We start from the raw sequence: 24,708 nt of genomic DNA on the forward strand, positions 1-24,708 counted from the left end.
CGGCAGCACGGTCAGGAAGTGCGCAGGGCGCGCATGCGGGTGAGCTGGCGTTCCAGCATCGACGGGTAGGGTTCCTTCAGCCATTCCACGCAACTGGCCTCGGCCGGGTTGGCGATGGCGCGGACGCGGGCGCGCTGGCGCACCTGCTCGTCCTCGGCGATGGCGCGCTCGATCAGCAGCAGGTTGCGGCTGTGCTGGCTGAGGTTCAGGGCGTTCTGCACGGCGCCTTCCTGCAGCAGCTCGGCCTGGGCCAGTTCCGCCAGCTCGTCGCCCTGGGTCAGGCCCAGTTGCAGTTGCAGGGTAATGCCGCTGTCCACCACTTCGATCTGCAGGGCGTGGCCGAGGGCGCGCATCAGCTCGCCGCAGCACAGGGCGTGGGTGAGGTAGTCGTCGTCGTCGCGGGCGTGGAAGAGGATCAGGCTGCCGCCGTCGCTGAGGGTGAACAGCTGGCCCTTGTACAGCCGTGCGGCCTGCTCCAGGCAGTCGCGGTAGCGCTCCAGCAGGTCCACCAGGCGGCTACGCGGCAGGCGCCGCAGCTGTTCCTGGTTGCCCAGTTGCACGGCCAGCACGGCGCAGGGGTTGGGCAGCTGTGGCTCGGGTTCTTCCTCGGGCTCTTCGGCGATTTCGGCGGCCTCTTCGGAGAAGTCCTCGGCGAACGCCTCAGCGGCCATGGGCGTTTCGTCGTGCAGCTCGTCCTCGGCGAAGATGTTCTCGTCGAACTCGTGCTCGTCGCGCGGCAGGTCGAGGCGGGGTTCGCGTTCGTCGTCCGGCTCGCTGGCGATGTCGTCGGCGACGGGCCTGGCCGGCTTCTCCGCGGCTTTCGCCAGGGTCGGCGCGGCCGCCTTGGGCGCGGGCTTGCGCGGCGCGGGAGCGGGCTCGGGGGCCGGCGGCTTCTCCGGCACCAGGCGCGCCTGGAGCTGGCGGGCCAGGTCGCCGATCTCGTTCTGCAGGCCGGCGCCGGGGGCGGGGTCGTCCGGGTCGCGCAGCCACACGCGCAGCTGCAGCAGCGGGGTGGAGATGTGGCGGCCCAGGCGCAGGCTGAGGGTCAGGGTGAGCAGCAGCAGGATCAGGCTGATCAGGCCCATGCTCTGCAGGCTGACCATCATCGGCTGCTGGAACTGTTCCATGTCCAGGCTGATGCGCAGCTGGCCGGCCATGACCTCCTGGAAGGTGATCTGCGTCGAGTAGACGCCCTCGCTGTCGCCCAGCAGGCCCTGCTTGGGCCGCGAGCCGGCCTCGGCCAGGGTGCGGCCGTCGGCGCTGTAGATGGCGGCGTGGGCCACCAGCGGGTTCTTGGTCAGGTTGCCCAGCAGCACGTTGAGGCTGAGGATGTCGTTGGACACCAGCAGCTCGGTGGCCGAGGCCGCGGTCTGGGTGGTCAGGCTCTGGCCCACGGCGTCGGCCTGCTGGTGCATGGCCTGCTTGAACTGCATGCCCATCACCCAGGCGTAGATCAGCAGCGCCGCCGCCACCAGCACCAGGCTGTGGATGGCGATGCGCAGGGCGATGGGCACCCGGCGCTGGCGCAGGGCGTGGTACAGCAACAGGAAGAAATTATCGGGCTTGACGGACGTGGGCCGGGTCACAGCGGGCTCGGTCTTCTATGAAGGACAGTCCCGGCAGTATAACGGCGCCCCGGAAGCGGGCAAAGCGCCGGTCCGTCCGTGATCCGGACGGCACGGACGATCCGATCGGCGGTTGTGCCGCCGGCGGGCGAGGCGGCGGCCGAGAAAGGCGCTAGAATGTGCGCTTTTTCCATGGCGGAGACTGCGCCTTGCGCGAAATCGTCCTGATCAACATCACCGGGGAAGACCGCCCCGGTCTCACCGCCGCCATCACCGGCGTGCTGGCCCAGGGCGGGGTGAACATCCTCGACATCGGCCAGGCGGTGATCCACGACACCCTGTCCTTCGGCATCCTGGTGGAGATTCCCGACACCGAGCGGGCCTCCGCGGTCCTCAAGGACGTGCTCTTCACCGCCTACGAGCTCGACCAGCAGGTGCGCTTCACCCCCGTTTCCGAGGCCGACTACCAGCAATGGGTCGGCGGCCAGGGCAAGCCGCGCCAGATCGTCACCCTGCTGACGCGCCGGGTGACCGCCGAGCAGTTGCAGCGGGTCAGCTCGATCACCGCCAAGTACGGGCTGAACATCGACCACATCGACCGCCTGTCCGGGCGCATGCCGCTGGACATGCCGGCCGAGCGCGGCAAGGGCTGCATCGAGTTCTCCGTGCGCGGCGAGCCGGCCGACCCGGTGGCCCTGCGCGCCGAGTTCCTCAGCGTGGCCCAGGAGCTGAACGTCGACATCGCCTTCCAGCGCGACTCGCTGTACCGCCGCAACCGCCGCCTGGCGGTGTTCGACATGGACTCGACGCTGATCGAGGCCGAGGTCATCGACGAGCTGGCCAAGGCCGCCGGCGTCGGCGAGCAGGTTTCGGAAATCACCGAGCGGGCGATGCGTGGCGAGCTGGACTTCCGCGCCAGCTTCAAGGAGCGCCTGGCGCTGCTCAAGGGCCTGTCCGAGGACGTGCTCGAGGAAATCGGCGCCTCGCTGCGCCTGACCGAGGGCGCCGAGACGCTGTTCGCCGAGCTCAAGCGCCTGGGCTACAAGACCGCCATCCTCTCCGGCGGCTTCACCTATTTCGCCCGCCAGTTGCAGGCGAAGCTGGGCATCGACTACGTCTTCGCCAACGAACTGGAGATCGTCGACGGCAAGGTCACCGGCGTGGCCATCGAGCCGATCGTCGACGCCCAGCGCAAGGCCGACCTGCTGCGCGAACTGGCGGCGAAGGAAGGCCTGCAGCTGGAGCAGACCATCGCCGTGGGCGACGGCGCCAACGACCTGCCGATGCTCGGCCTGGCCGGCCTGGGCGTGGCCTTCCGCGCCAAGCCGCTGGTCAAGCAGTCGGCCAAGCAGGCCATCTCCACCCTGGGCCTGGACGGCATCCTCTACCTGCTGGGCTTCCGCGACCGCGAGGGCGTGGACGGGCGCTGAGGCGGTGTGGGAATACCGGCCTGCCGGCCGGATCGCGGATGAATCCGCTCCTACGGGAAATGCCGTGCCCATGGCGGTGTCCGCCGCTTCCGGCGGCTCCAGGTTGACCTGGGTGTTGGCCATGGCCTTGGTGTATCGGCGGATAACCGCGAACGGTTATGCGCCCACCGAGCCCGCCACGGAGCTCGGTGTCGACCTGTAGGAGCGCGCCCTGCGCGCGATTTGCGGGCAAGGCCCGCTACAAATGAATCCGTGCGCCGACGTGTCTTTCGTAGGATGGGTTGAGTTTACGAAACCCATGCGGCCGTGGTGATGGGTATCGCTTCGCTCAACCCATCCTACGTTTGTCGGAAGGCACAGGAGTATCGGCGGATAACCGCGAACGTTATGCGCCCTACCGATCACCCGCCACGGAGCTCGGTGTCGACCTGTAGGAGCGCGCCCTGCGCGCGATTCGCGGGCAGGGCCCGCTCCTACAAATGAATCCGTGCGCCGATGTGTCTTTCGTAGGATGGGTTGAGTTTACGAAACCCATGCGGTCGTGGTAATTGATGGGTATCGCTTCGTTCAACCCATCCTACGTTTGCCGGAGGGCGCGGGAGTATCGGCGGATAACCGCGAACGGCTATGCGCCCTACCGATCACCCGCCACGGAGCTCGGTATCGACCTGTAGGAGCGCGCCCTGCGCGCGATTCGCGGGCAGGGCTCGCTCCTACAAGTGAATCTGTGCGCCGACGTGTCTTTCGTTGGATGGGTTGAGTTTACGAAACCCATGCGGCCGTGGTGATGGGTATCGCTTCGCTCAACCCATCCTACGTTTGCCGGAAGGCACAGGAGTATCGGCGGATAACCGCGAACGGTTTGCGCCCTACCGATCACCCGCTACGGAGCTTGGTGTCGACCTGTAATTGGATGGACTCACCCTCACCGAGGCGTCGAGGCGCCACGGTGGCGGTCTAAGAAGCCACCGACAGTGAGGGTGAGTCCATGAAAAAGCATACGACGATGAATAAGCCGGTGTCTGCAACCGATGTATCGGTGTGCACGACAGTCGCCGTGGATCTGGCGAAAAAGGTCTTCCAGGTGGCGGGGGAAGACGCCCAGGGTCAACTGGCATACGAACAGCGAATCAAGTCGCGTGAAGCGTTTCAGGTGTTTCTGCAGAAGCTGCCGGAGGGCGTGACGGTGCTGATGGAAACCGGCCCTGGAGCACAAGCCTGGGCTCGGCTGCTGCAGGCGCAGGGCAACCCGGTGCGTATCCTGCCGGCCCAGCGGGTGGCCGAGCACCGGAGCGGAGCGAAGAATGATCGCAATGATGCCCACGCCATTCTGCGGGCGGGCCGGGATAGCAGTATTGCGTCGGTACCGGTGAAGAGCGTCGCGGCACTGGCGATGCAGGCCTGGCACCGTGTCCGGCGGGACTATGTGCGGCGGCGCACCGCCATGGGTAATCAGATCCGCGGGCTGCTGCTGGAGCAGGGCGTCGTCCTGGCACAGGGGGATGTGGGCTTGAAGCAAGGTGTCACCCGGGTGCTGGAAGACGCCCGCCAGCCGTTGCCGGCGCTGCTGCGCGAGCTGATCGACGAGATGCTGAAGGAATGGCAACGGCTGGGCGAGCGTATCGCCGCGCTGACCGGGCGTCTGGAAGCCTGTGCCGCCGCCGACCCGACAGCCAAACGGCTGATGACGGTACGTGGTATCGGTCCGATCACGGCTACGGCCTTGCTGGCCAAACAGGTCGAGCCGGAACGTTTCGCCAATGCGCGTCAGTTCGCTGCCTACTTCGGCATCGTGCCCGACCAGCACAGCAGCGGGCAGAAGGTAAGGCTGGGCAAGATGACCAAACGTGGCGACGCCTATGTGCGCAGCCTGATGGTCGTAGGCTCGCATGCGGTGTTGAAGCAACTGCGGCCCGATTCCGAACACCCGGACGATCGGCGCCTGCAGCGCTGGCTACAACGTCTGGGGCGCAAGGGCGCGGCAGTGCGACTGGCCAACCGCAACCTGCGTATCGCCTGGGTGCTGCTGTGCAGCGAACAAACCTACCAGCGCAAGCCGAATGCTTACCGGGAGATGGAAATGAGCCACTGATCAACGAGTTCCCGCCAACGGGGCGCCAAGTCGCTCCAACCCTTGCTGAAGAACATTGACCCCTGGTCAGACCGTCGCGGATCGATGCCTACGCTCCTACCGGCCTTCGAGGCCTCTTTGTAATCGGCATTCCGCGGGCTTACCCAATGTTGGCCAGAAGCCCGACGTGGCTTCCTCGAACAGGCCTAATACATAGATGCAGTCGGGTTTTCATGTTCAAAAGCGGGTTGACGGTGGGGGTGAGTCCATACATAGGAGCGCGCCCTGCGCGCGATTTGCGGGCAGGGCCCGCTCCTACAAATGAATCCGTGCGCCGAGGTGCCTTTCGTAGGATGGGTTGAGTTTACGAAACCCATGCGGCCGTGGTGATGGGTATCGCTTCGCTCAACCCATCCTACGTTTGCCGGAAGGCGCGGGAGCGGATCACTCCTCCGAAGAGAAGTCGTAATCCATCGCCTGGCTCGGGCCCTGCAGGTAGCGGCCCTGGATGTAGTTGGCGCCGGCCTGCCAGAGGGTGGCCAGGGCCGTGGCGCTCTCCACCATGGGCACTATGGTCAGCTTGGCCTGGGCGTGCAGGCTGGCCATCAGGGTGCGCAGGTTTTCCTGGTTCTCCGGGCGGCTGAGGTCCTGCACGTAGGAGCCGTCGATCTTCACGAAGTCGACGTTCATGTGCTTGAGCGTGTTGAACGGGTTCAGCGCGCAGCCGAACTGGCCGAGGGCGACCTGGCAGTGCAGCTCGGCCAGGCCCTGGCTCAGGGCCTTGGCCTGCTTGAGGTGGGCCACGGCGTCGGTTTCGCTGACCTGCAGGATCAGCGAGTCGGCCGGCAGGCGCGCGGCCTTCAGCGCCACCGCCAGCCAGGGCAGCAGCCCGGCGTCCTGCAGGCTGGGGCCGGACAGGTGCACGAAGAGCTTGGTGTTGTGGCCCTTGGCGCGGTGTTCGGCGAGCAGCTTGATGGAGTTGAGCAGCACCCAGCGGTCGATGCGCTCGGCCAGGCCGCCGGCCTTGGCCGCGCCGAAGAAGTCGGCGGCGGGCACTTCCTCGCCCTGCGGGTTGAGCAGGCGCAGCAGTACTTCGTACAGCTCGTGGCTGTCGCCGCGCAGGCTGATGATCGGCTGGAACAGCAGGCGGAAGGCATTTTTCTCCAGCGCCTGCTGGATGATCGCCAGCAGGTCGCCGCGGCTGGCGGCGGCGGCCAGTTCGTCGGCCGGGTCGTAGAGCTTGATGCCGTTGCCCTCGGCCTGAGCGATTTCGTCGGCGCAGCGATGGGCGCGGTCGATGACGTCCTGGGCGCGGCTGGTCTTTTCGTCGAGCCCGGCGCAGCCGATCGACAGGGTGACCTGGGCGGTGCGCCCGTGGATGTCGAACAGGTGGCCCTCGACCTTCTTCAGCAGGCTGGCGAACAGGGCCTTGCTCTGTTCCGGCGTCTGGCCGTCGAGCAGCACGCTGAAGGCATCGTCGCTGAAGCGCGCCAGCTGCACGCTCTCGGGGAAGTGCTCGCGCAGCAGGTGGGCGAGGTCGGCCAGCAGCAGGTCGATGCTGGCGATGCCCAGGCTCAGCTGCAGGTGCTGCGCGCGGTCGAGCAGCAGGTAGGCGAGGCTGGCCGGCTGGCCGGCGGTGACGGCGCGCTCCACGGCGGCATCCATCAGGTCGAGGAAGTGGGCGCGGTTGAACAGGCCGGTGACCAGGTCCTGGCTGCTGACTTCGCGCAGCTTCTCCTGCAGCTCGCTGTTGTCCTGCTCGGCGCGGATCACCACCTGGATGCACGGTTCGCCGTCGTAGGTGGCCGGCGAGAAGCCCATGCGCGCGCGGAACCTCTGGCCGTCGACGCGCACGCCGTCGCACAGCAGTTCGTTGTCGCCCTCGCCGTGCTGGTAGCCCTTGAGGAAATCCTTGAAGGTGGCCTGGTCGGCGGCGGCGATCAGGTCGATCATCGGCAGGCCTTCCAGTTCCTCGGCGTCCTCGTAGCCGAACATCGCGACGTAGGCGCGGTTGGCGTAGATGTGCATGCCGTCGTGGACGTAGGTGATGGCGTCCACCGAGCTGTCCAGCAGCAGCTGGCAGCGCTTCTCCGCCTCGCGCAGGGCGACCTCGGCGGTGCGCCGGGCGCGGCGTTCCTCCAGGGCGGCAAGTTCGCGGTTGGCCACCAGCACCAGGCGCTCGTCCTCGCCCTGGGGCAGGGCGTCCTGGGCGCCGAGGGCCAGGGCCTCGGTGATGCTGTCGGAATCGTTGCCTTCGACCAACTGGATGAAGGGGATGTCCTTGGCCTGGCGGCGCAGGCTGGCCAGAGCCTCCTCCGGCGCCAGCGCACTGCTTTGCGGGGCGGCGATCAGCAGGTCCCAGGTCTGTTGCAGGGCCTCGCCGAGGTCTTCGCTGGAGGTCACGCGGTGGACGCGGGTCGCACGCCCGGCGTTGCGGAACAGGCTGACCAGACGTTCGGCCTCGTTCTGCGAGTCTTCCAGGATCAGCAGGCGGACGGTTTTCTTTTCATTGGCCATGAAGAGCTGCTTATGGCGCGCCGGACGGCAGCCAGGAGGCGACGAATGGAGTGCGGCCGAATCTACAGCGACTTCCAGAGTGAGTCAAAGTCTTCCTCCCCGTGCCCCGTGTGGCCGTTCGCTCCTGTGACGGGCTTATCGTCGGCGCCCTTCGGACGTTCCTGGGTACTGTACTCGAACTGGCTGAAACTGCCGGTGGCGGTGAGCTTGCGTGTCAGGGTGGCGCGGCGTTCCTCGCCATGCAGGTTGATCTGCACGCGGCTGCCTTCCTGGAACGGCAGCCGCGGCGAGATCAGCGTCGCCGGCCGCGAGATGGCGGCGATCTCCGGCAGCAGCAGGGCGCGCAGGTAGTGGCTGCTCTGCTCCGACTTGCGCAGCAGTTGCAGGCCGCAGGGCTGGGCGATGGGGGCGATCAGCTCGATGCCCATCTGCGTGCCGCCGCCGCGGACCTGGCGGATCCAGCGCACCACCGCGATGCTCCAGCCCTGGCCCGGCGCGTCCTGGATGCCGAGCAGCTCGCCGGCCTGCAACTGGCTGGGGATTTCCTTCGGCCAGGTCAGGCAGTAGCCGCCGGGGCTGTGGTTGACGATGGGCAGGGCGAAGACCGGGTACTCGTCGCAGGTCGCCGATTCGGCGGCGTCGGCCGAGCCTTGCTCCGCCGTCCGCAGCGGCTGGTATTCGATTTCCTCCAGCGGCATGCCCGGTTGCCAGTCGGTGACCTTCTGCGCGTCGAAGGCATTGGCCCAGGCGTCGTTCACTTCCGCCTGGAAGGTCGCCTGCACCGGTTCGGGCAGCTTGAGCAGGTCGGCGAACGGGCGCCGGCCGGACAGGTAGTAGTGCAGCGCGCTCATGCCGATGCAGAGGGTCAGCTGGCCCTGGCCGGAGGTGCGCTGGAAGCTGCGCTCGGCGATGTCGCCCCAGGCGCTGGCCAGGTGCTGCAGCAGGTCGACGCTGATGCGCTCGCCCCCCTTGAGCGGCAGCTTGTCGCGTTGCTCGGCGGGGGCGTTCATGTACTCCTTGATCGCCGCCACCAGGCGCTGCGGGTCCATGCCCAGGCCGTTGTGCAGGTCGCCGGCCTTGTACAGCGAACGGTAGCGCGGCGGGCCGTCCACCTGCGGGGCGACCACGAACAGGCTGGACGGCAGGTCGGCTTCCTGCAGGCGCACCAATGAACCCCAGGCCTCCAGGGCATCGGCCAATTGGGCGATGCCGGCCTGGCGCATCTGGTTGCAGCGGGCGCAGCCCAGCAGCAGGGCCACCAGGTAGGCCTGCTCCACGGTCAGGGTGTTGCCGTGCTTGGCCAGGTCGTCGCGGACCGCCAGGGCCTGCACGCCCTTGCTGCGGGCCAGTTGGTAGAGCTGGTGCAGCTCCAGCCACAGGCTTTCCGGCACCGGGCAGTAGAGCTGCTGGGCGCGGATCAGCGGGCCGCACAGGCTGCGGATCGCCCGTTGCAGGGCGAGGGTGAGGATTTGCGCGCGTTCGCGGGTGAAGCGCGGCGCCTCGCGCACCACCACCAGCTTGTAGCCGACGGCCAGGTGGTTCTGCAGGGCCTGGCAGAGGTTGGCGACCTTGCGCGGGCGCTCGTCGAGGACGATGGAGTGGTTGAGGAAGTGGCGTTCGAGGTTGTGGCAGACCGACTGGACTTCCGGGCGGAACAGCTCCAGCAACTGTAGGCGGGCCTCCACCGGGAGCTTCAGCTGGTTCAGCTCGATCAGGCCCTGGTAGAGCTGGCGCGCGGTCTCGCCGAGGTTGGCCTTGGGCAGGTGGTCCAGCCAGTATTTGATGTCGCGCGCAGTGACGTTGCAGAAGCTCAGGCTTTCCTGCGTCGGGGTGGGAACGCGCAGCAATTGCTGGGGACTCGTATTGTCCATGGTCGGATGAGGTGCTCCACGATCTGGGCCGTTCGCTGGACCGTTGTGCCGGTCTTGGGCGCCGGTTTTTTCCAAACTCTAGCAGTATCCACCTGAGAAGGCAGCCCGTTCCCTGGTTGGGGAGCGGGCCTGCCGTTGGCTTTCGGGTAACAGGCCGGATACAGGCTGCCCGGCCTGCGCCGGCTCACGCCTGGCGGGCGTTGCCCAGCAACTGGCCCATGCGCACCGGGCTGCCGGCGACCAGTTGTTCGGTCCAGGCGACCTGCTCGGGGCCGAACAGCACTATGGCGGTGGAGCCCAGTTTGAAGCGCCCCAGTTCCGCGCCTTTTTCCAGGTGGATGGGCTGGCGGGCCGCTTCGTCGTAGGCGAAGGCCTTCAGCTCGCGCTTCGGCGGCGTGACCAGGCCGGCCCAGACGGTTTCCACCGAGGCGACGATCATCGCGCCCACCAGCACCACGGCCATGGGGCCGCGTTCGGTGTCGAACAGGCAGACCACCCGCTCGTTGCGGGCGAAGAGCTCCGGCACCTGCTCGGCGGTGAGCTGGTTCACCGAGAACAGCCGGCCGGGCACGTAGACCATCTCGCGCAGGGTGCCGGCCAGCGGCATGTGCACGCGGTGGTAGTCCTTGGGCGAGAGGTAGACGGTGGCGAAGCTGCCGCCCATGAAGGGCGCGGCGCGCTCGGCGTCGCCGCCCAGCAGCGCGGTCAGGCTGAAGCTGTGGCCCTTGGCCTGGAAGATGCGCCCGTGCTCGATCGGGCCGAGCTGGCTGATGGCGCCGTCGGCCGGGCAGAGCACGCCGCCGGGCGTTTCGTCCAGCGGCCGCGCGCCGTCCTTCAGGGCGCGGGTGAAGAAGGCGTTGAAGTGCTCGTAGGCCTGCAGGTCTTCCACCAGCGCCTCGCGCATGTCGACCTGGTAGCGGCGGGCGAACCAGCCGATCAGGCGGTTCTTGAACCAGGCGGCGCGGCATTCGGCCGCGCAGCCGATCAGGCGCGACAGCAGGTGATGCGGCAGCAGGTACTGGCCGAGGATGAACAGACGATCTTTGAACGACATTCCTTAAACCTCTACGGGGGTGTCGGGGTGGTTGCCCCATTCCGACCAGGAGCCGGCATAGCCCTTGACCCGCGGGTAGCCGAGGGCCTTGGCCACCAGGTAGGTGAAGCCGGAACGGTGGTGGGTCTGGCAGTGGGTGATCACTTCCTTGTCCGGGGTGATGCCCAGGTCGCGAAGGATTTGCGCCATGTCGGTGCGGATGCGCAGGGCGCGGGCCGCGTCCATGCCGGCGGTCCACTCGAAGTTGACCGCGCCGGGGATGTGCCCGGCCTTGGCCGCCAGCACCTTCTGGCCGCTGTATTCGCTGGGGTTGCGCGCGTCCCAGACGGCCAGGTCGGCGGCGCCCAGGCGGCTCTGCAGGTATTCGCGGGTGGCGGTGGGTTCGTCGTGCAGCGTCAGCGGCAACGGGCCGCCGGCCGGCGCCGGAACCGCCTGGCTCAGCTCGCGGCCCTCGGCCAGCCAGGCGTGCAGGCCGCCGTCCAGGTAGTGGTAGCGCTGGTGGCCGATGACGTCCAGCAGCCAGATGAAGCGCCCGGCCCAGCCGCCGCCTTCGTCGTCGTACACCACGTACACGGCGTCCGGGTTGTGCCCCAGTTCGCCGAACAGCGCTTCCAGGTCGGCCTTGGCCGGCAGCAGGCCGGGCGCCGGCGGCTGGCCCCACTGGGTGCGCGCGGGGGCGACGAAGCGGGCGCCGGGCAGGTGGCCCTCGGCGTAGCGCGCCGGGCTGGTCAGGTCGACCAGGATCAGCTCGGGAGCGTCGAGGCGGGCGGCCAGCTCGGCCGGTTCTATCACCAGGGGCAGGTCGGAAAAGGCGGACATGTCGGCATCTCCCTGAGGGCGGGTGCGGGGGACGGGATGGCGTGAGCTGGCGCCCTGGGCTACCCGCGAAACCCCGCAGTTTAACGAAAAAGCGCGGGGCGCTGGCGGGCAATCGCTTCAGGGCGTGTCACTGGGCCGCAGGTGCGCCGAATTGCTGCAGGGCGCGCTCGATGCACTGGCAGGTCTTGTCGAAGGCCTGGCCCTGGACCTCGCCGATGGGGTGGCCGTTGCGGTCGGCGACCACCAGCATCACCACGCGCGGGCCGCGGGCCAGGGAGCGCAGCAGCAGGTGGTTGCCGGGCAACGCCGCCTTCAGGCGGCCGGGCAGCAGCGCGGAGTACTCGGCCATGTTGGCCGGGGTGAGGTGCAGGCGCGCCGGGCGCTCCAGCAGGCGGCGCAGCAACTGGCTGCCGGCCACCGGCAGTTGCAGGTTCTGCTCCGCGGGGGCCAGGCCGAAGCTGCGGCGGGCCTGCAGCAGGTTTTGCTGGCGGTCGGCGAGCAACAACACGGCGCGGCCCAGGCCGCAGGCGTGCAGGGCTTCGCTGGCGCATTCCAGCAGCGGCACCAGGTTGCCGAAAGGACTGGGCGTGCGCAGCAGCTCGGCGCACAGCCGGCGCCATTGTTCGGGGTTGCCGGCGGCAGGGGCGGGCGCGTTCGTCGCCGTGGGCTCGGACGTGGGCGCGTGGCGCGGCAGCCAGCGCTGGCTGTCCCAGGGCCAGAGCAGCGCCTGGGCCGGGTGCCAGTAGCGGGCGTCGGCGTCCTTGCGGGCACTTTCCACGGCCAGGGCGTGGACCTGCTGCTGCAGCGCCTCCAGCGGTTCCTGCAGATAGAGCGCGGTGAGCCGCTGCCAGCGCAGCATGTGCGGCCCGCCCCAGGACTGGTGCGCGGCCATCGCCAGGCTGTTGGCCAGGAGGATGGTGTTGGCCGGGCGCGTCAGCCAGCGCGCCAGCTCGGGGTCGGCGTCCAGGCGCTGCTGCTGGGCCAGCGGCTCGCTTTCGGCGTGGGCCAGGTGCAGGGCGCGGACCAGCAGTTCGTGGTCCTCGCCGAGCAGGCGCAGGCCCTGGCCGATCCACTCCGGCAGGCGCCAGCGCTCGGCCAGGGCCGCGCACAGCGGCAGCAGGCGCATGCCCAGCAGCTCCTGCTCCACCTCGGCGCTGGCGCGGCCTTCGCCGAGCACCTGCTGTTGCCATTCTTCGAGCAGGTCCGGGCGCGCCGTGGCCAGGGCCCAGACCGGCGCCAGGATGAACAGGCTGCCCCAGTGGATTTCCTGCCACAGGCGCGCCAGGCGGCTGGCGAACAGGCCGCTGGCCTGCTGCATGGCGTGGCGGCTGATCAGCAGCATCTGCCCCAGGGCCGGCGGCATCTGCGCCTCGGGCACGCTGGGCAGGCTCTCCAGCAGGGCCGTGGCGCGCACCAGGCCGAGGCGGCTGAGGGCCACTTCCAGGCTTTCCGCCGGGTTGTCCTGGGCCATGCGCGCGCGGTTGGCCTCGCGCAGGATGGCCAGGGCCAGGGTGGGGCTGTCCTGCAGCAGGTCGACGATGTCGCGCAGGGACCGGCGGTTGTCCGCCAGGGCGCGGCGCACGCGCTCGTGCTGTTCGGCGGGTACCGGCAGCGGCAACTCCTCCAGCAACTGGAGCCAGGAGGCGAGGCGCTGCGGGTCGGGTGTCTGGATGGGCATGCTTGGGCCGCCGAACTGGTTTTTACAATTTGCAGCCTATAGTCTTGCGCGGTTTCTCCGATAACAAGAGGGTGGCGCATATTGGCGCTCCCGTCCCGTCCACCGTTCCAGTCGACTCTTCAATGGCAAAAATCATCGGCATCATTGTCCTGCTGGGCAGCGTCCTCGGCGGCTACCTGCTCTCCGGCGGCAAGATCATGGCCATCGTGCAGCCCTTCGAAGTGCTGATCATCGGTGGCGCCGCGCTGGGCGCTTTCCTCCAGGCGAACCCCGGCAGCACCTTCATGACGGTGCTGAAGAAGGCGCCGAAGATGTTCAGCAACCGCTTCACCCACGTCTTCTACCTGGAAGTGCTGGGGATGCTCTACGAGATCCTCAACAAGAGCCGCCGCGAAGGCATGATGGCCATCGAGGCCGACCTCGAGGAACCCGCTTCCAGCCCCATCTTCAGCAAGTACCCGGCGGTGCTGAAGGACGAGCGCATGACCGCCTACATCTGCGACTACCTGCGCATCATGTCCTCCGGCAACATGGCCCCCCACGAGCTGGAAGGCCTGTTCGACATGGAACTGGGCAGCCTCAAGGAAGACCTGGAGCACCCGTCCCACGCCGTGACCCGCGTCGCCGACGCGCTGCCCGGCTTCGGTATCGTCGCCGCGGTGCTCGGCATCGTGATCACCATGGCTCTGCTCGGCCAGGGCAGCCAGGCGGAGATCGGCCACCACGTCGCCGCGGCGCTGGTCGGCACCTTCCTCGGTATCCTCGCCGCCTACGGCTTCGTCGGCCCGCTGTCCAACGCCCTGGAGCACGACGCCAAGGAAGAGCTGAACCTCTACGAGGCGATCAAGGCTTGCCTGGTGGCCTCGGCCTCGGGCATGCCGCCGTCGCTGGCGGTGGAGTTCGGCCGCAAGGTGCTGCTGCCGGCGCACCGTCCGAGCTTCAGCGAGCTCGAGCAGGCGGTGCGCGGGAGGTAGTGTCTGATGGCGTTTCGACACGGCCGCGACGGAGCCGCATTTTGCGCAGGGCAAGGCGCGAGGAGAGAGATTTGGTGATTCCAAATGAACGACGAGTAACGCGGCACTGCGCAAAATGCGGCCCGTCCCTTCGGGTTGTGCGGCAAATCACGCCATGCGTCGTTGCGGGACTTGCCAAGGGGGCGACCATTGCCTGCGTCCCGCGCCTAGCTTGGCGTGATTTGACGCGGCAACGCGGCTCGCGTCGAAACACCATCAGACACTAATCGCATGGACAACAACCAGCCGATCATCGTCAAGCGCGTCAAGCGCTACGCCGCCGGCCACCACGGCGGCTCCTGGAAGATCGCCTTCGCCGACTTCGCCACGGCGATGATGGCGTTCTTCCTGGTGTTGTGGCTGCTGTCCTCGGCCACCCCTGAGCAGAAGAAGGCGATTTCCGGCTACTTCCAGGACCCCATCGGCTTCACCGAGAGCGCCAGCCCCTACGTGATCGACCTCGGCGGCACGCCGACGCCGGCCCCGGACAAGACCCTAAACCCGCAGATCCAGGCGCAGCCGGAGGCGGACGAGACGCGCATCAGCCCGGAGTCGGAGAAGGAGGTCAACCCCGCCGAAGCCGAGCGCCAGGCCGAGCAGATCGAGCACGAGCGCCTGGAACTGCTGCTCCAGGAGTTGCAGAACAAGGTCGACGAGAACCCCACGCTGCGCCGCTTCAAGGACCAGATTCTGTTCGAGATCACCCGCGACGGCCTGCGCATCCAGATCGTCGACGCCGAGAACCGGCCGATGTTCGACCTGGGCAGCGCGCGCCTGCAGCCGTACTTCGAGGACATCCTGCTGGCCATGGCCGAGACCATCAAGCAGGTGCCGAACAAGATCAGCATCAGCGGCCACACCGATGCCAAGCCCTACGCCGGCGACGAGTTCGGCAACTGGGAGCTGTCGGCCAACCGCGCCAACGCCGCGCGCCGCGCCCTGGTGGCCGGCGGCTATCCGGAAGGGCAGATCGCCCGGGTGGTGGGCTACGCCTCGTCGCAACTGTTCGACCGCAAGAACCCGCTGAACCCGGTGAACCGGCGCATCGACATCATCGTCCTGACCAAGCGTGCGCAACGCGCCATCGAGGGCCAGGACGGCACCGCCGAGGAGCCGGCGGCCAGCCAGCCGGCCACTTCTCCTGCCGGGGCGGCAACGCCAGCCGGGGCCGCGCCGACGCCGCCCCAGGGCGCCGCGCCCGCGTCCCAGCCGCTGCCCGCCGAACAGGTGCGCGAGAAGCTCAACCTGTTCGATGACGGCAAGCTGAAGCTGGACGAGCTGAAGAAGCAGTGAAGGCGTAATGCTGTTCACTTAAGAAAGGATACCTGGGGGAAACGGTATTTTTTATTTGGGGTTATGGCTTGGCTCGCGAGGCTTGCCCCACTCCGGTCTTAACCTCGTCATTGCCGCGAACAATACTTGCGCTGGCCAGAAGGGGAATAACCCAGAGACGTCTTGTTTGGGTGTAGCGCGCCGCACCGAGTGCGTTGATGTTTCTCGTTTCGCCCCCTCGGGCGAGTCCCTTTTGTCAAACGGTGGAAGGCCACCCCCGCAAAAAGGAACCAAAAAGGCTTGCCCCGACATACGGGCCCGATGGAGCCGGGCTACCCTCGCGAACTCCCCCGCCACGGAGGCCCGCCCCGAGGGTACGTCCCTGTAGCCCATCGGGGCTCTCGCGACATCCATGTCGCATGACCTCCTGAGCGCCGGTTTCGCTCGGCCTTCTGAAGGGGCGTTCCGGTGCGCTCGGGTATTTCTCTGGAAGTCCAAAAGCTTTGGCTTTTCGTAGGAGCGAGCTTGCTCGCGAACCCAGGGCTCGCGTTCTCGGGAATGACGAGAAGAGGTAGGCGTTCCGGGATGACGCCGAACTCCCCGCACGCTCCGAATAGCCCCCTCTCCCTTTGGGAGAGGGCTGGGGTGAGGGAGCGAAGCCAGGCTGGCGCACCTTCGCTGAACCGCTTAAGTGAACAGCATTACAGTGAAGGCGGGCCTGGCGCTCCGACAAAGTTGTCGGAGCGCGGGCGCTGATCAGTAATCCGTTTCCGGCAGGCTGGCGAGAATGTGCCGATAACTGGCCATGCGCTGCGGGCTGATGCGGCCTTCCTCCAGCGCCTTGAGCAGCGCGCAGCCGGGCTCGCGGTCGTGCTTGCAGTCGCGGAAGCGGCAGTGCCCGAGCAGGTCGCGGAACTCGATGAAGCCGGCCTCGACGTCGTCGCGGGTGACGTGCCCCAGGCCGAATTCGCGGATGCCGGGGGAGTCGATCAGGTCGCCGCCGGCGGGGAAGTGGAACAGCCGCGCCGTGGTGGTGGTGTGGGTGCCCTTGCCGGTGATTTCCGAGAGGTCGCCGACGCGGGTGTCCACCCCCGGTAGCAGGGCGTTGACCAGCGACGACTTGCCCACCCCGGACTGGCCGACGAACACGCTGACGTGATCGTTCAGCGCCGCGCGCAGGGCGTCCATGGCTAGGCCGTTGAAGGCCGAGACCTCCAGCAACGGGTAGCCCAGGTCGCGGTAGGTGCCCAGCAGCGCGTCGATCTGCTCGGCGTTCTGCTCGTCGATCAGGTCGGCCTTGTTCAGCAGCAGCAGCGGCTGGATGCCGGCGTGCTCGGCGGCGATCAGGTAGCGGTCGATCAGGTTGGCGTGGGGTTCCGGGCGCGGGGCGAAGACGATGACGATGCGGTCGACGTTGGCCGCCACCGGCTTGAGCAGGCCGCGCATGTCCGGGCGGCACAGCTCGGAGGTGCGCGGCAGCTGCGCGACTATCACGCCGATGCCCTGGTTGCCCGGGCGCCAGACCACGCGGTCGCCGGTCACCAGTGGCGGCAGGTTGGCGCGCAGGTGGCAGCGCAGCACCTCGCCGGCGTGCTCGCCCTCCAGCGCCTCGACTTCCACCTGGACGCCGAAGTGGGCGATCACCAGGCCGTTCTGCTCCGGCCCCAGGTCGCCGCCTTCCAGCTCTTCCAGGGCCCGCGACTCGCGCTTGGCGGCACGCGCGGCGCGCTCTTCCTGGATCTTTTCGATGCGCCAGCTCTGCCGGCGGGTGAGATGACGCTTGGCCATATGCAATCCACGGGAAAAATCGCCGGCGAGTTTAGCATGCGCATTCGCTCTTCCCGCTAAACTAGAGGGCTTGAGCCTAGGAGCGCACCATGCAGAACCCACAGAACCTGATCTGGATCGACCTGGAGATGACCGGCCTGGACCCGGACCGGGACGTGATCATCGAAATGGCCACCATCGTCACCGACAGCGAGCTGAACATTCTCGCGGAAGGCCCGGTGATCGCCGTGCACCAGAGCGAGGAGACCCTCGCCGGCATGGACGAGTGGAACACCCGCCAGCACGGCCAGTCGGGCCTGACCCAGCGCGTGCGCGAAAGCACCATCGACGCCACCCAGGCCGAGGCCATGACCCTGGCCTTCCTGGAAAAATGGGTGCCCAAGCGCGCCTCGCCGATCTGCGGCAACAGCATCTGCCAGGACCGCCGCTTCCTCTATAGGTACATGCCGAAGCTGGAGGCCTACTTCCACTACCGCAACCTGGATGTCTCCACCCTCAAGGAACTGGCGGCGCGCTGGGCTCCGCAGGTGCGGGATGGCTTCAAGAAGGGCAATACCCACCTGGCGCTGGACGACATCCGCGAATCCATCGCCGAGCTGCGCTATTACCGCGAGACCTTCATCAAGGTCTGAGTCGCTGGTTTTTCGTAGGAGCGAGCTTGCTCGCGAACGGGGTTTCCAGGTGGCTGAGGTGTGTCGGTTTGGCTCCGCTCCCTCTCCCTAACCCTCGGCTGCGCGCCCCGCCCTGAAGGGAGAGGGGACCGTTGGGCAGGGTTGGATGTTTTGCAGTCAGCCGGATATTCCGCTGTGGTGCCCAGCTGAAACCTTGCTTTCAGCCGGCACGGACTAGCTCCCTCTCCCTTCAGGGAGAGGGCTGGGGAGAGGGGCTCTTCAGGACGCGCTCCCAACCCAGCCAGCAGAACCCCTACCGTCCCACCCCATGCCGCCGCAGCGCCCACTCGACGTGCTCGCGCACCAACTCCGACGGAAACTCCCGCCGCGCCTTCAACGCCTCTATTACCGGAATGCTCGAAGGCGCATTTGAAGTGCTTTTCGTAGGATGGGTTGAGCTTGCGATACCCATGCGGTCATGGCGATGGGTATCGCTTCGCTCAACGCCATCCTACGGGGCATTGCCGGACGGTGTAGGGGCGATCCCATGCCGCCGCAGCGCCCACTCGACATGCTCGCGCACCAACTCCGACGGAAACTCCCGCCGTGCCTTCAGCGCCTCTATCACCGGAATGCTCGACGGCGCATTGCCCAGCCCCACCGCCAGGTTGCGCAGCCACCTTTCATAGCCCGCGCGGCGTAGCGGCGAGCCTTCAGTGCGGCTGAGGAACTCGTCCTCGCTCCACAGGAACAGCTCGGCCAACTCGGCATTGTCCAGCCCGTGGCGTGGCTGGAAGTCGCCCTGCCCGCTGGGCCGGGCGAAGCGGTTCCACGGGCAGACGATCTGGCAGTCGTCGCAGCCGAACACCCGGTTGCCCATGGGCGCGCGCAGCTCCTCGGGGATCGGGCCCTTCAGCTCGATGGTCAGGTAGGAGATGCAGCGCCGCGCGTCCAGCACGTAGGGGCCGACGAAGGCGTTGGTCGGGCAGATGTCCAGGCAGGCGCTGCAGCGCCCGCAGTGCTCGCTGCCGTGGGGTTCGTCCAGGGGCAGCGGCAGGTCGGTGAAGAGTTCGCCGAGGAAGAAGTAGCTGCCGGCCTTGCGGTTGAGCAGCAGGGTGTTCTTGCCGATCCAGCCGAGCCCGGCCTGTTCGCCGATGGCCTTCTCCAGCACCGGCGCGCTGTCGACGAAGGCGCGGTAGCCGAACGGGCCGACCTCCTGCTGGATGCGCTCGGCCAGCTGCTGCAGGCGCTTGCGCACCAGCTTGTGGTAGTCGCGGCCCAGGGCGTAGCGCGATACGTAGGCCTTCTCCGGCTCGGCCAGGCGCTGGGCCATGCGCGTGTCGCCGGGCAGGTAGTCCATGCGCAGCGAGACCACCCGCAGGGTGCCGGGCACCAGTTCGTCCGGGCGCCAGCGCTTGCTGCCGTGGGCGCCCATGTAGTCCATCTCGCCGTGGTAGCCGGCGGCCAGCCAGCGTTGCAGGTGCTCGCCGTGGCTGGCCAGGTCCAGGCCGCCGATGCCGACCTGCTGGAAGCCCAGCTCGCGGCCCCAGGCCTTGATGCGCTCGGCGATGGCGCTGTAATCGGATGTGGAATCGTGCATGCGGGGGCGGGAAAGCGGGACCGGGGTAGGTATAATTCTGCCAGACCGCGCCGACCGGCGCCCGATTCCCCGCGGAAACCCGATGAATTCGCACCCTCACGACAGTCTGCCGACCGCGCTGTACAGCGCCCGGCAGGTGCGCGACCTCGACGCGCGCCTGATCGCCGCCGGCACTCCCGGCTTCGAACTCATGCAGCGCGCCGCCCACGCCGCCTGGCGCGCCCTGCGCCGGCGCTGGCCGGACGCCGGGCGCCTGACTGTGCTGGCCGGGCACGGCAACAACGCCGGCGACGGCTATCTGGTCGCCGCCCTGGCCCAGCGCGCCGGCTGGAACGTGCGCGTGCTGGCGGTGGGCGACACCGCGCGGCTGGCCGGCGACGCCGCATCCGCCCACGCCGAGGCCCTGGCCGCCGGCGTGACCATCCTGCCCTGGCACGAACACGCCGAACTGCATGGCGTGCTGGTGGATGCGCTGCTCGGCACCGGTCTCGGTGGCGCGGTGCGCGATCCGTATGCGGCGGCCATCGATCGCATCAACTCCAGCGGCCTGCCGGTCCTGGCCATCGACATCCCCTCCGGCCTCAGCGCCGACACCGGCCAGGTGCTGGGCTGCGCGGTGCGCGCCGACCTGACGGTGACCTTCATCGGCCTCAAGTTCGGCCTGTTCACCGGCGAAGGCCCGGACCAGTGCGGCGAACTGGCCTTCGACAACCTCGACGCCGACCCCGCGCAACTGCCCGAGGATGCCCAGGCCACGCGCCTGGCGCCCAGCAGCCTGGCACAGCTGGCGCCGCGGCCGAAGGCGGCGCACAAGGGGCTGTTTGGCCACCTGCTGCTGATCGGTGGCGATCACGGCATGGGCGGCGCCACCCTGCTGGCCGGCGAAGCGGCCCTGCGCAGCGGCGCCGGGCTGGTCTCCATCGCCACCCGCGCCGCCCACGTGCCGGCGGCGCTGGCGCGCTGCCCGGAACTGATGACCCGCGGCGTGTCCTCGTCAGCCGAGGTGCTGCGCGCCACCGAGCGCGCCAGCGTGCTGGTGGTCGGCCCCGGCATCGGCCGCAACGCCTGGGGTCGCTGCCTGGCCAGCGCCGCGGCCAGTCTGGAGCTGCCCCAGGTGTGGGACGCCGATGCGCTCAACCTGCTGGCCGAGGGCCAGGTGCAGCGCCCGGCGGGCAGCCTGGTGATCACCCCGCATCCCGCCGAGGCGGCGCGCCTGCTGGGCCGCTCCACCGCCGAGGTGCAGGCCGACCGGGCTGCCGCCGCGCGCGAACTGGCCAGCCGCTACCAGGTGGTGGCCGTGCTCAAGGGCGTCGGCAGCCTGGTCGCTGCGCCGGACGGCCGCCTGGCGCTGTGCTCCCATGGTCATCCGGCCATGGCCACCGCCGGCCTGGGGGACGTGCTGTCCGGGATAGTTGGCGCGTTGCTGGCGCAGAAACTGGAACCCTTCGACGCCGCCTGCCTGGCCGTCTGGCTGCACGCCCGCGCCGGCGAAATGCTTGGCGCGCAGGGGCGGGGGCTCGCGGCCAGCGACCTGATCCCTGCCGTTCGTCAGTTGCTCGAGGAGTTCGCCCCATGCCTGAACTGAAGCTGTTCGCCGACGGCGAGGAGGCCATGTACGCGCTGGGCGCGAGGATCGCCCGGGCCACCGGCGGGCGCGGGGTGATCTACCTGCACGGCGACCTCGGCGCCGGCAAGACCACGCTCTCGCGCGGCATTCTGCGCGGCCTGGGCCATGCCGGGGCGGTGAAGAGCCCGACCTTCACCCTGGTCGAGCCCTACGAGCTGGGCGAGGTGCGCGCCTTCCATTTCGATCTGTACCGCCTGGCCGACCCCGAGGAACTGGAATATCTGGGCATCCGCGATTACTTCGAAGGCGGCGCCCTGTGCCTGATCGAGTGGGCCGAAAGGGGCGCGGGCATTTTGCCAAAGGCCGACCTGGACATTACCATTACTCCGCAAGCGGGCGGCCGCATGCTGCGCCTGGAACCGCACGGAGTGCGGGGCGAAGCCTGGTGCGCCGTCCTGGCTACGGGAGCATGAGAAAAAACATGGGTTGGGGGTTGCGCCTTCGGGCGCTGTTGGCCGGGTTGTTCATCCTGCTGGCGCTGGGCGCCGGCGAGGTTCTTGCCGCCGCGCAAATCACGCAGATCAAGAGCGTGCGCCTGTGGCGCGCACCGGACAACACGCGCCTGGTGTTCGACCTGTCCGGCCCGGTGCAGCACAGCCTGTTCACCCTCAGCGCGCCGAACCGCATCGTCATCGATCTCAATGGCGCGCAACTGAGTACCGCACTGAACCAGCTCAAGCTGAAGAACACCCCGATCACCTCGGTGCGCTCGGCGCAGCGTTCGCCCACCGACCTGCGCCTGGTGCTGGACCTGTCCGCCCAGGTGACGCCCAAGAGCTTCGTCCTGCCGCCCAACCAGCAGTACGGCAACCGCCTGGTGGTGGACCTCTACGACCAGGGCGCGGACATCACCCCCGACGTGCCCGCCACGCCCACGCCGAACCAGCCGGCCACCCCGGTGACGCCGACGCAGCCGGTGGCCAAGGCGCCGGTCCCGGCCGGCGGCAAGCGCGATATCATCATCGCCATCGACGCCGGCCACGGCGGCGAGGACCCGGGCGCCTCCGGCCCGAACGGCCTGCACGAGAAGAACATCACCCTGTCGATCGCCCGCGAACTGCAGCGGCAGATCAACCAGATGAAGGGCTTCCGCGCCGAGCTGACGCGCACCGGCGATTACTTCATCCCGCTGCGCGGGCGTACCGCCATCGCGCGCAAGAAGGGCGCCGACCTGTTCGTCTCCATCCACGCCGACGCCGCTCCCAGCCGCAGCGCCTTCGGTGCCTCGGTGTTCGCCCTCTCCGACCGCGGCGCCACCTCCGAGACCGCGCGCTGGCTGGCCGACAGCGAAAACCGTTCCGACCTGATCGGCGGCGACGGCAGCGTCAGCCTCGACGACAAGGACCACATGCTCGCCGGCGTGCTGCTCGACCTGTCGATGACCGCCACCATGTCCTCCAGCCTGGACGTCGGGCACAAGGTGCTGACCAACGTCGGCCGCGTCACCTCGCTGCACAAGAACCGCGTCGAGCAGGCCGGCTTCATGGTGCTGAAGTCGCCGGACATCCCGTCGATCCTGGTGGAGACCGGCTTCATCTCCAATCCCGGCGAGTCGCAGAAGCTCAACAGCGCCTCGCACCAGCAGGCCCTGGCCCGCTCCATCGCCGCCGGTGTGCGCCAGTACTTCGTGCAGACGCCGCCGCCGGGCACCTACATCGCCTCGCTGCGCGACGGCGGGCAGATTTCCAGCGGGCCGCGCCAGCACGTGGTGCGCGCCGGCGAGAGCCTGTCGATGATCGCCGCGCGCTACGACGTGAGCATGGCCACCCTGCGCAGCACCAACAACCTGAAGACCGATAGCGTGCGCATCGGCCAGGTGCTGAACATCCCCGCGACCTCCCTGGCGGCGCAGCAATGAACGATTCACGCCGCATCCAGCTGCTCAGCCCGCGGCTGGCCAACCAGATCGCCGCCGGCGAGGTGGTCGAGCGCCCGGCCTCGGTGATCAAGGAACTGCTGGAGAACTGCCTGGACGCCGGCGCCCGGCGCATCGACGTCGAGGTGGAGCAGGGCGGCATCAAGCTGCTGCGGGTACGCGACGACGGCGGCGGCATTCCTGCCGACGACCTGCCGCTGGCCCTGGCGCGCCACGCCACCAGCAAGATCCGCGAGCTGGAAGACCTCGAGGCGGTGATGAGCCTGGGCTTCCGCGGCGAGGCCCTGGCCTCGATCAGCTCGGTGTCGCGGCTGACCATGACCTCGCGCACCGCCGACGCCGAGCAGGCCTGGCAGGTGGAGACCGAGGGCCGCGACATGCAGCCGCGGGTGCAGCCGGCGGCGCATCCGGTGGGCACCAGCGTCGAGGTCCGCGACCTGTTCTTCAACACCCCGGCGCGGCGCAAGTTCCTGCGCGCCGAGAAGACCGAGTTCGACCACCTGCAGGAAGTCATCAAGCGCCTGGCCCTGGCCCGCTTCGACGTGGCCTTCCACCTGCGCCACAACGGCAAGACCATCTTCAGCCTGCACGAGGCCGCGGACGAGACCGCCCGCGCGCGCCGCGTCGGCGCCGTGTGCGGCCCGGCCTTCCTCGAGCAGGCGCTACCCATCGAGATCGAGCGCAACGGCCTGCACCTGTGGGGCTGGGTCGGCCTGCCGACCTTCTCGCGCAGCCAGCCGGACCTGCAGTACTTCTACGTCAACGGCCGCATGGTGCGCGACAAGCTGGTCGCCCACGCGGTGCGCCAGGCCTACCGCGACGTGCTCTACAACGGCCGCCACCCGACCTTCGTGCTGTTCCTGGAGGTCGATCCGGCGACGGTGGACGTCAACGTGCACCCGACCAAGCACGAAGTGCGCTTCCGCGACAGCCGCATGGTCCACGACTTCCTCTACGGCACCCTGCACCGGGCGCTCGCCGAGGTGCGCCCGGACGACCAGTTGGCGCCACCGGGGGCCACCACCCTGACCGTGCCGCGCCCCACCGGGCAGGCCGCCGGGGAGTTCGGCCCGCAGGGCGAGATGAGCCTGTCGGACAAGGTGCTGGAGGCCCCGGCCGCGGCGCGCAGCTGGAGCGGCTCCGGTGGTTCCGGTTCCGGCGGCGGCTATTCCTACCAGCCGCCGCGCCAGGACATGCCGCCCGCCGCCGAGGCCCAGGGCGCCTACCGCGCCTATTTCGCGCCGCTGCCGGAGCAATCCACGCCCCAGCCGCTCCCCGAGAGCGCCCAGGATGTCCCGCCGCTGGGCTACGCCCTGGCCCAGCTCAAGGGCATCTACATCCTCGCCGAGAACGCCCACGGCCTGGTGCTGGTGGACATGCATGCGGCCCATGAGCGCATCACCTACGAGCGCCTGAAGGTCGCCATGGACAGCGAAGGCCTGCGCGGCCAGCCGCTGCTGGTGCCCGAATCCCTCGCGGTGAGCGAGCGCGAGGCCGACTGCGCCGAGGAACACGGCGGCTGGTTCAGCCGGCTCGGCTTCGAACTGCAGCGCCTGGGCCCGGAAAGCCTGGCGATCCGCCAGATTCCCGCGCTGCTCAAGCAGGCCGAGGCGACCCAACTGGTGCGCGACGTGCTCGCCGACCTGCTGGAATACGGCACCAGCGACCGCATCCAGGCGCACCTCAACGAACTGCTCGGGACCATGGCCTGCCACGGCGCGGTGCGCGCCAACCGGCGCCTGACGCTGCCGGAGATGAACGCCCTGCTGCGCGACATGGAAATCACCGAGCGCAGCGGCCAGTGCAACCACGGCCGGCCCACCTGGACGCAGCTGGGCCTGGACGAGCTGGACAAACTCTTCCTACGCGGGCGCTGAAATAAAGCCAGCGTTAAGCCAAGTGCAGTAAACTGCGCG

17 protein-coding genes are annotated in these 24,708 nt (G+C 68.5%); 9 read left to right on the forward strand and 8 right to left on the reverse strand.

Annotation, left to right across the window (positions count from 1 at the left end; all coding sequences use genetic code 11):
* Nucleotides 1–11: 11 nt before the first annotated feature.
* Complete coding sequence (locus tag PM1_RS02000; RefSeq protein ID WP_009613512.1) at nt 12–1,586, reverse strand: AhpA/YtjB family protein; 1,575 nt, start codon at nt 1,584–1,586, stop codon at nt 12–14.
* 188 nt (nt 1,587–1,774) lie between these two features.
* Between PM1_RS02000 and serB the strand changes: the two genes are divergently transcribed.
* Nucleotides 1,775–2,995, forward strand: coding sequence for a phosphoserine phosphatase SerB (gene serB / locus PM1_RS02005; RefSeq protein WP_009613510.1), 1,221 nt, complete (start codon nt 1,775–1,777; stop codon nt 2,993–2,995).
* A gap of 988 nt (nt 2,996–3,983) precedes the next feature.
* The gene (locus PM1_RS02010) at nt 3,984–5,087 is read left to right on the forward strand and encodes an IS110 family transposase (RefSeq protein WP_446731346.1); all 1,104 of its coding nucleotides are present in this window, start codon (nt 3,984–3,986) and stop codon (nt 5,085–5,087) included.
* A 423-nt stretch (nt 5,088–5,510) separates the two neighbouring features.
* On the opposite strand, the gene PM1_RS02015 is transcribed toward PM1_RS02010, so the two are convergent.
* The 5 genes from PM1_RS02015 to PM1_RS02035 all read right to left on the reverse strand — a co-directional run bounded on the left by PM1_RS02015 (nt 5,511) and on the right by PM1_RS02035 (nt 13,005).
* The gene (locus tag PM1_RS02015) at nt 5,511–7,583 is read right to left on the reverse strand and encodes an EAL domain-containing response regulator (RefSeq protein ID WP_009613506.1); all 2,073 of its coding nucleotides are present in this window, start codon (nt 7,581–7,583) and stop codon (nt 5,511–5,513) included.
* A 62-nt stretch (nt 7,584–7,645) separates the two neighbouring features.
* Nucleotides 7,646–9,454 carry a hypothetical protein gene (locus tag PM1_RS02020; protein WP_009613504.1) on the reverse strand — a complete coding sequence of 603 codons (1,809 nt, stop codon included), beginning with the start codon at nt 9,452–9,454 and terminating at the stop codon, nt 7,646–7,648.
* Nucleotides 9,455–9,638: 184 nt separating this feature from the next.
* Nucleotides 9,639–10,508, reverse strand: coding sequence for an archaetidylserine decarboxylase (asd, locus tag PM1_RS02025; RefSeq protein WP_009613502.1), 870 nt, complete (start codon nt 10,506–10,508; stop codon nt 9,639–9,641).
* A 3-nt stretch (nt 10,509–10,511) separates the two neighbouring features.
* A complete protein-coding gene (gene rhdA, locus PM1_RS02030) occupies nt 10,512–11,327 on the reverse strand; it encodes a thiosulfate sulfurtransferase (RefSeq protein ID WP_009613500.1) in 816 nt (271 codons plus the stop codon).
* Between the two features lie 127 nt (nt 11,328–11,454).
* Nucleotides 11,455–13,005, reverse strand: a complete 1,551-nt coding sequence (locus PM1_RS02035; RefSeq protein ID WP_009613498.1) for an HDOD domain-containing protein — start codon at nt 13,003–13,005, stop codon at nt 11,455–11,457.
* Between the two features lie 122 nt (nt 13,006–13,127).
* Between PM1_RS02035 and motA the strand changes: the two genes are divergently transcribed.
* Entirely contained in the window at nt 13,128–13,979 is an 852-nt protein-coding gene (motA, locus tag PM1_RS02040) for a flagellar motor stator protein MotA (RefSeq protein ID WP_009613496.1), read from the forward strand.
* A 270-nt stretch (nt 13,980–14,249) separates the two neighbouring features.
* On the forward strand, nt 14,250–15,311 hold the full coding sequence (gene motB, locus PM1_RS02045; RefSeq protein WP_009613494.1) for a flagellar motor protein MotB: 1,062 nt from the start codon (nt 14,250–14,252) through the stop codon (nt 15,309–15,311).
* Between the two features lie 735 nt (nt 15,312–16,046).
* On the opposite strand, the gene rsgA is transcribed toward motB, so the two are convergent.
* Nucleotides 16,047–17,078 carry a small ribosomal subunit biogenesis GTPase RsgA gene (rsgA, locus tag PM1_RS02050; protein ID WP_009613493.1) on the reverse strand — a complete coding sequence of 344 codons (1,032 nt, stop codon included), beginning with the start codon at nt 17,076–17,078 and terminating at the stop codon, nt 16,047–16,049.
* Nucleotides 17,079–17,167: 89 nt separating this feature from the next.
* Between rsgA and orn the strand changes: the two genes are divergently transcribed.
* Entirely contained in the window at nt 17,168–17,710 is a 543-nt protein-coding gene (gene orn / locus PM1_RS02055; protein ID WP_009613492.1) for an oligoribonuclease, read from the forward strand.
* Between the two features lie 490 nt (nt 17,711–18,200).
* Here the strand turns inward: orn and queG are convergent, their stop codons facing one another.
* Complete coding sequence (gene queG, locus PM1_RS02065; RefSeq protein WP_009613491.1) at nt 18,201–19,289, reverse strand: tRNA epoxyqueuosine(34) reductase QueG; 1,089 nt, start codon at nt 19,287–19,289, stop codon at nt 18,201–18,203.
* Nucleotides 19,290–19,371: 82 nt separating this feature from the next.
* On the opposite strand from queG, the gene PM1_RS02070 reads away from it, so the two are divergent.
* From PM1_RS02070 to mutL, 4 genes are read left to right on the forward strand one after another with little or no spacing between them, the layout of a single operon-like run.
* Nucleotides 19,372–20,874, forward strand: a complete 1,503-nt coding sequence (locus PM1_RS02070; RefSeq protein WP_009613490.1) for a bifunctional ADP-dependent NAD(P)H-hydrate dehydratase/NAD(P)H-hydrate epimerase — start codon at nt 19,372–19,374, stop codon at nt 20,872–20,874.
* Nucleotides 20,862–21,329, forward strand: a complete 468-nt coding sequence (gene tsaE, locus PM1_RS02075) for a tRNA (adenosine(37)-N6)-threonylcarbamoyltransferase complex ATPase subunit type 1 TsaE (RefSeq protein ID WP_009613488.1) — start codon at nt 20,862–20,864, stop codon at nt 21,327–21,329. The genes PM1_RS02070 and tsaE overlap by 13 nt, the downstream gene beginning before the upstream one ends.
* Before the next feature lie 8 nt (nt 21,330–21,337).
* Nucleotides 21,338–22,774: an N-acetylmuramoyl-L-alanine amidase AmiB gene (gene amiB / locus PM1_RS02080; protein ID WP_043299953.1), complete on the forward strand. Its 1,437-nt coding sequence runs from the start codon at nt 21,338–21,340 to the stop codon at nt 22,772–22,774.
* Nucleotides 22,771–24,669, forward strand: a complete 1,899-nt coding sequence (mutL, locus tag PM1_RS02085; protein WP_009613484.1) for a DNA mismatch repair endonuclease MutL — start codon at nt 22,771–22,773, stop codon at nt 24,667–24,669. Before amiB ends, mutL begins: the two co-directional genes overlap by 4 nt.
* The last annotated feature ends 39 nt before the right edge of the window (nt 24,670–24,708 follow it).

The organism is Pseudomonas sp. M1 (genome assembly GCF_022760135.1).
Taxonomy (GTDB): domain Bacteria; phylum Pseudomonadota; class Gammaproteobacteria; order Pseudomonadales; family Pseudomonadaceae; genus Pseudomonas; species Pseudomonas citronellolis.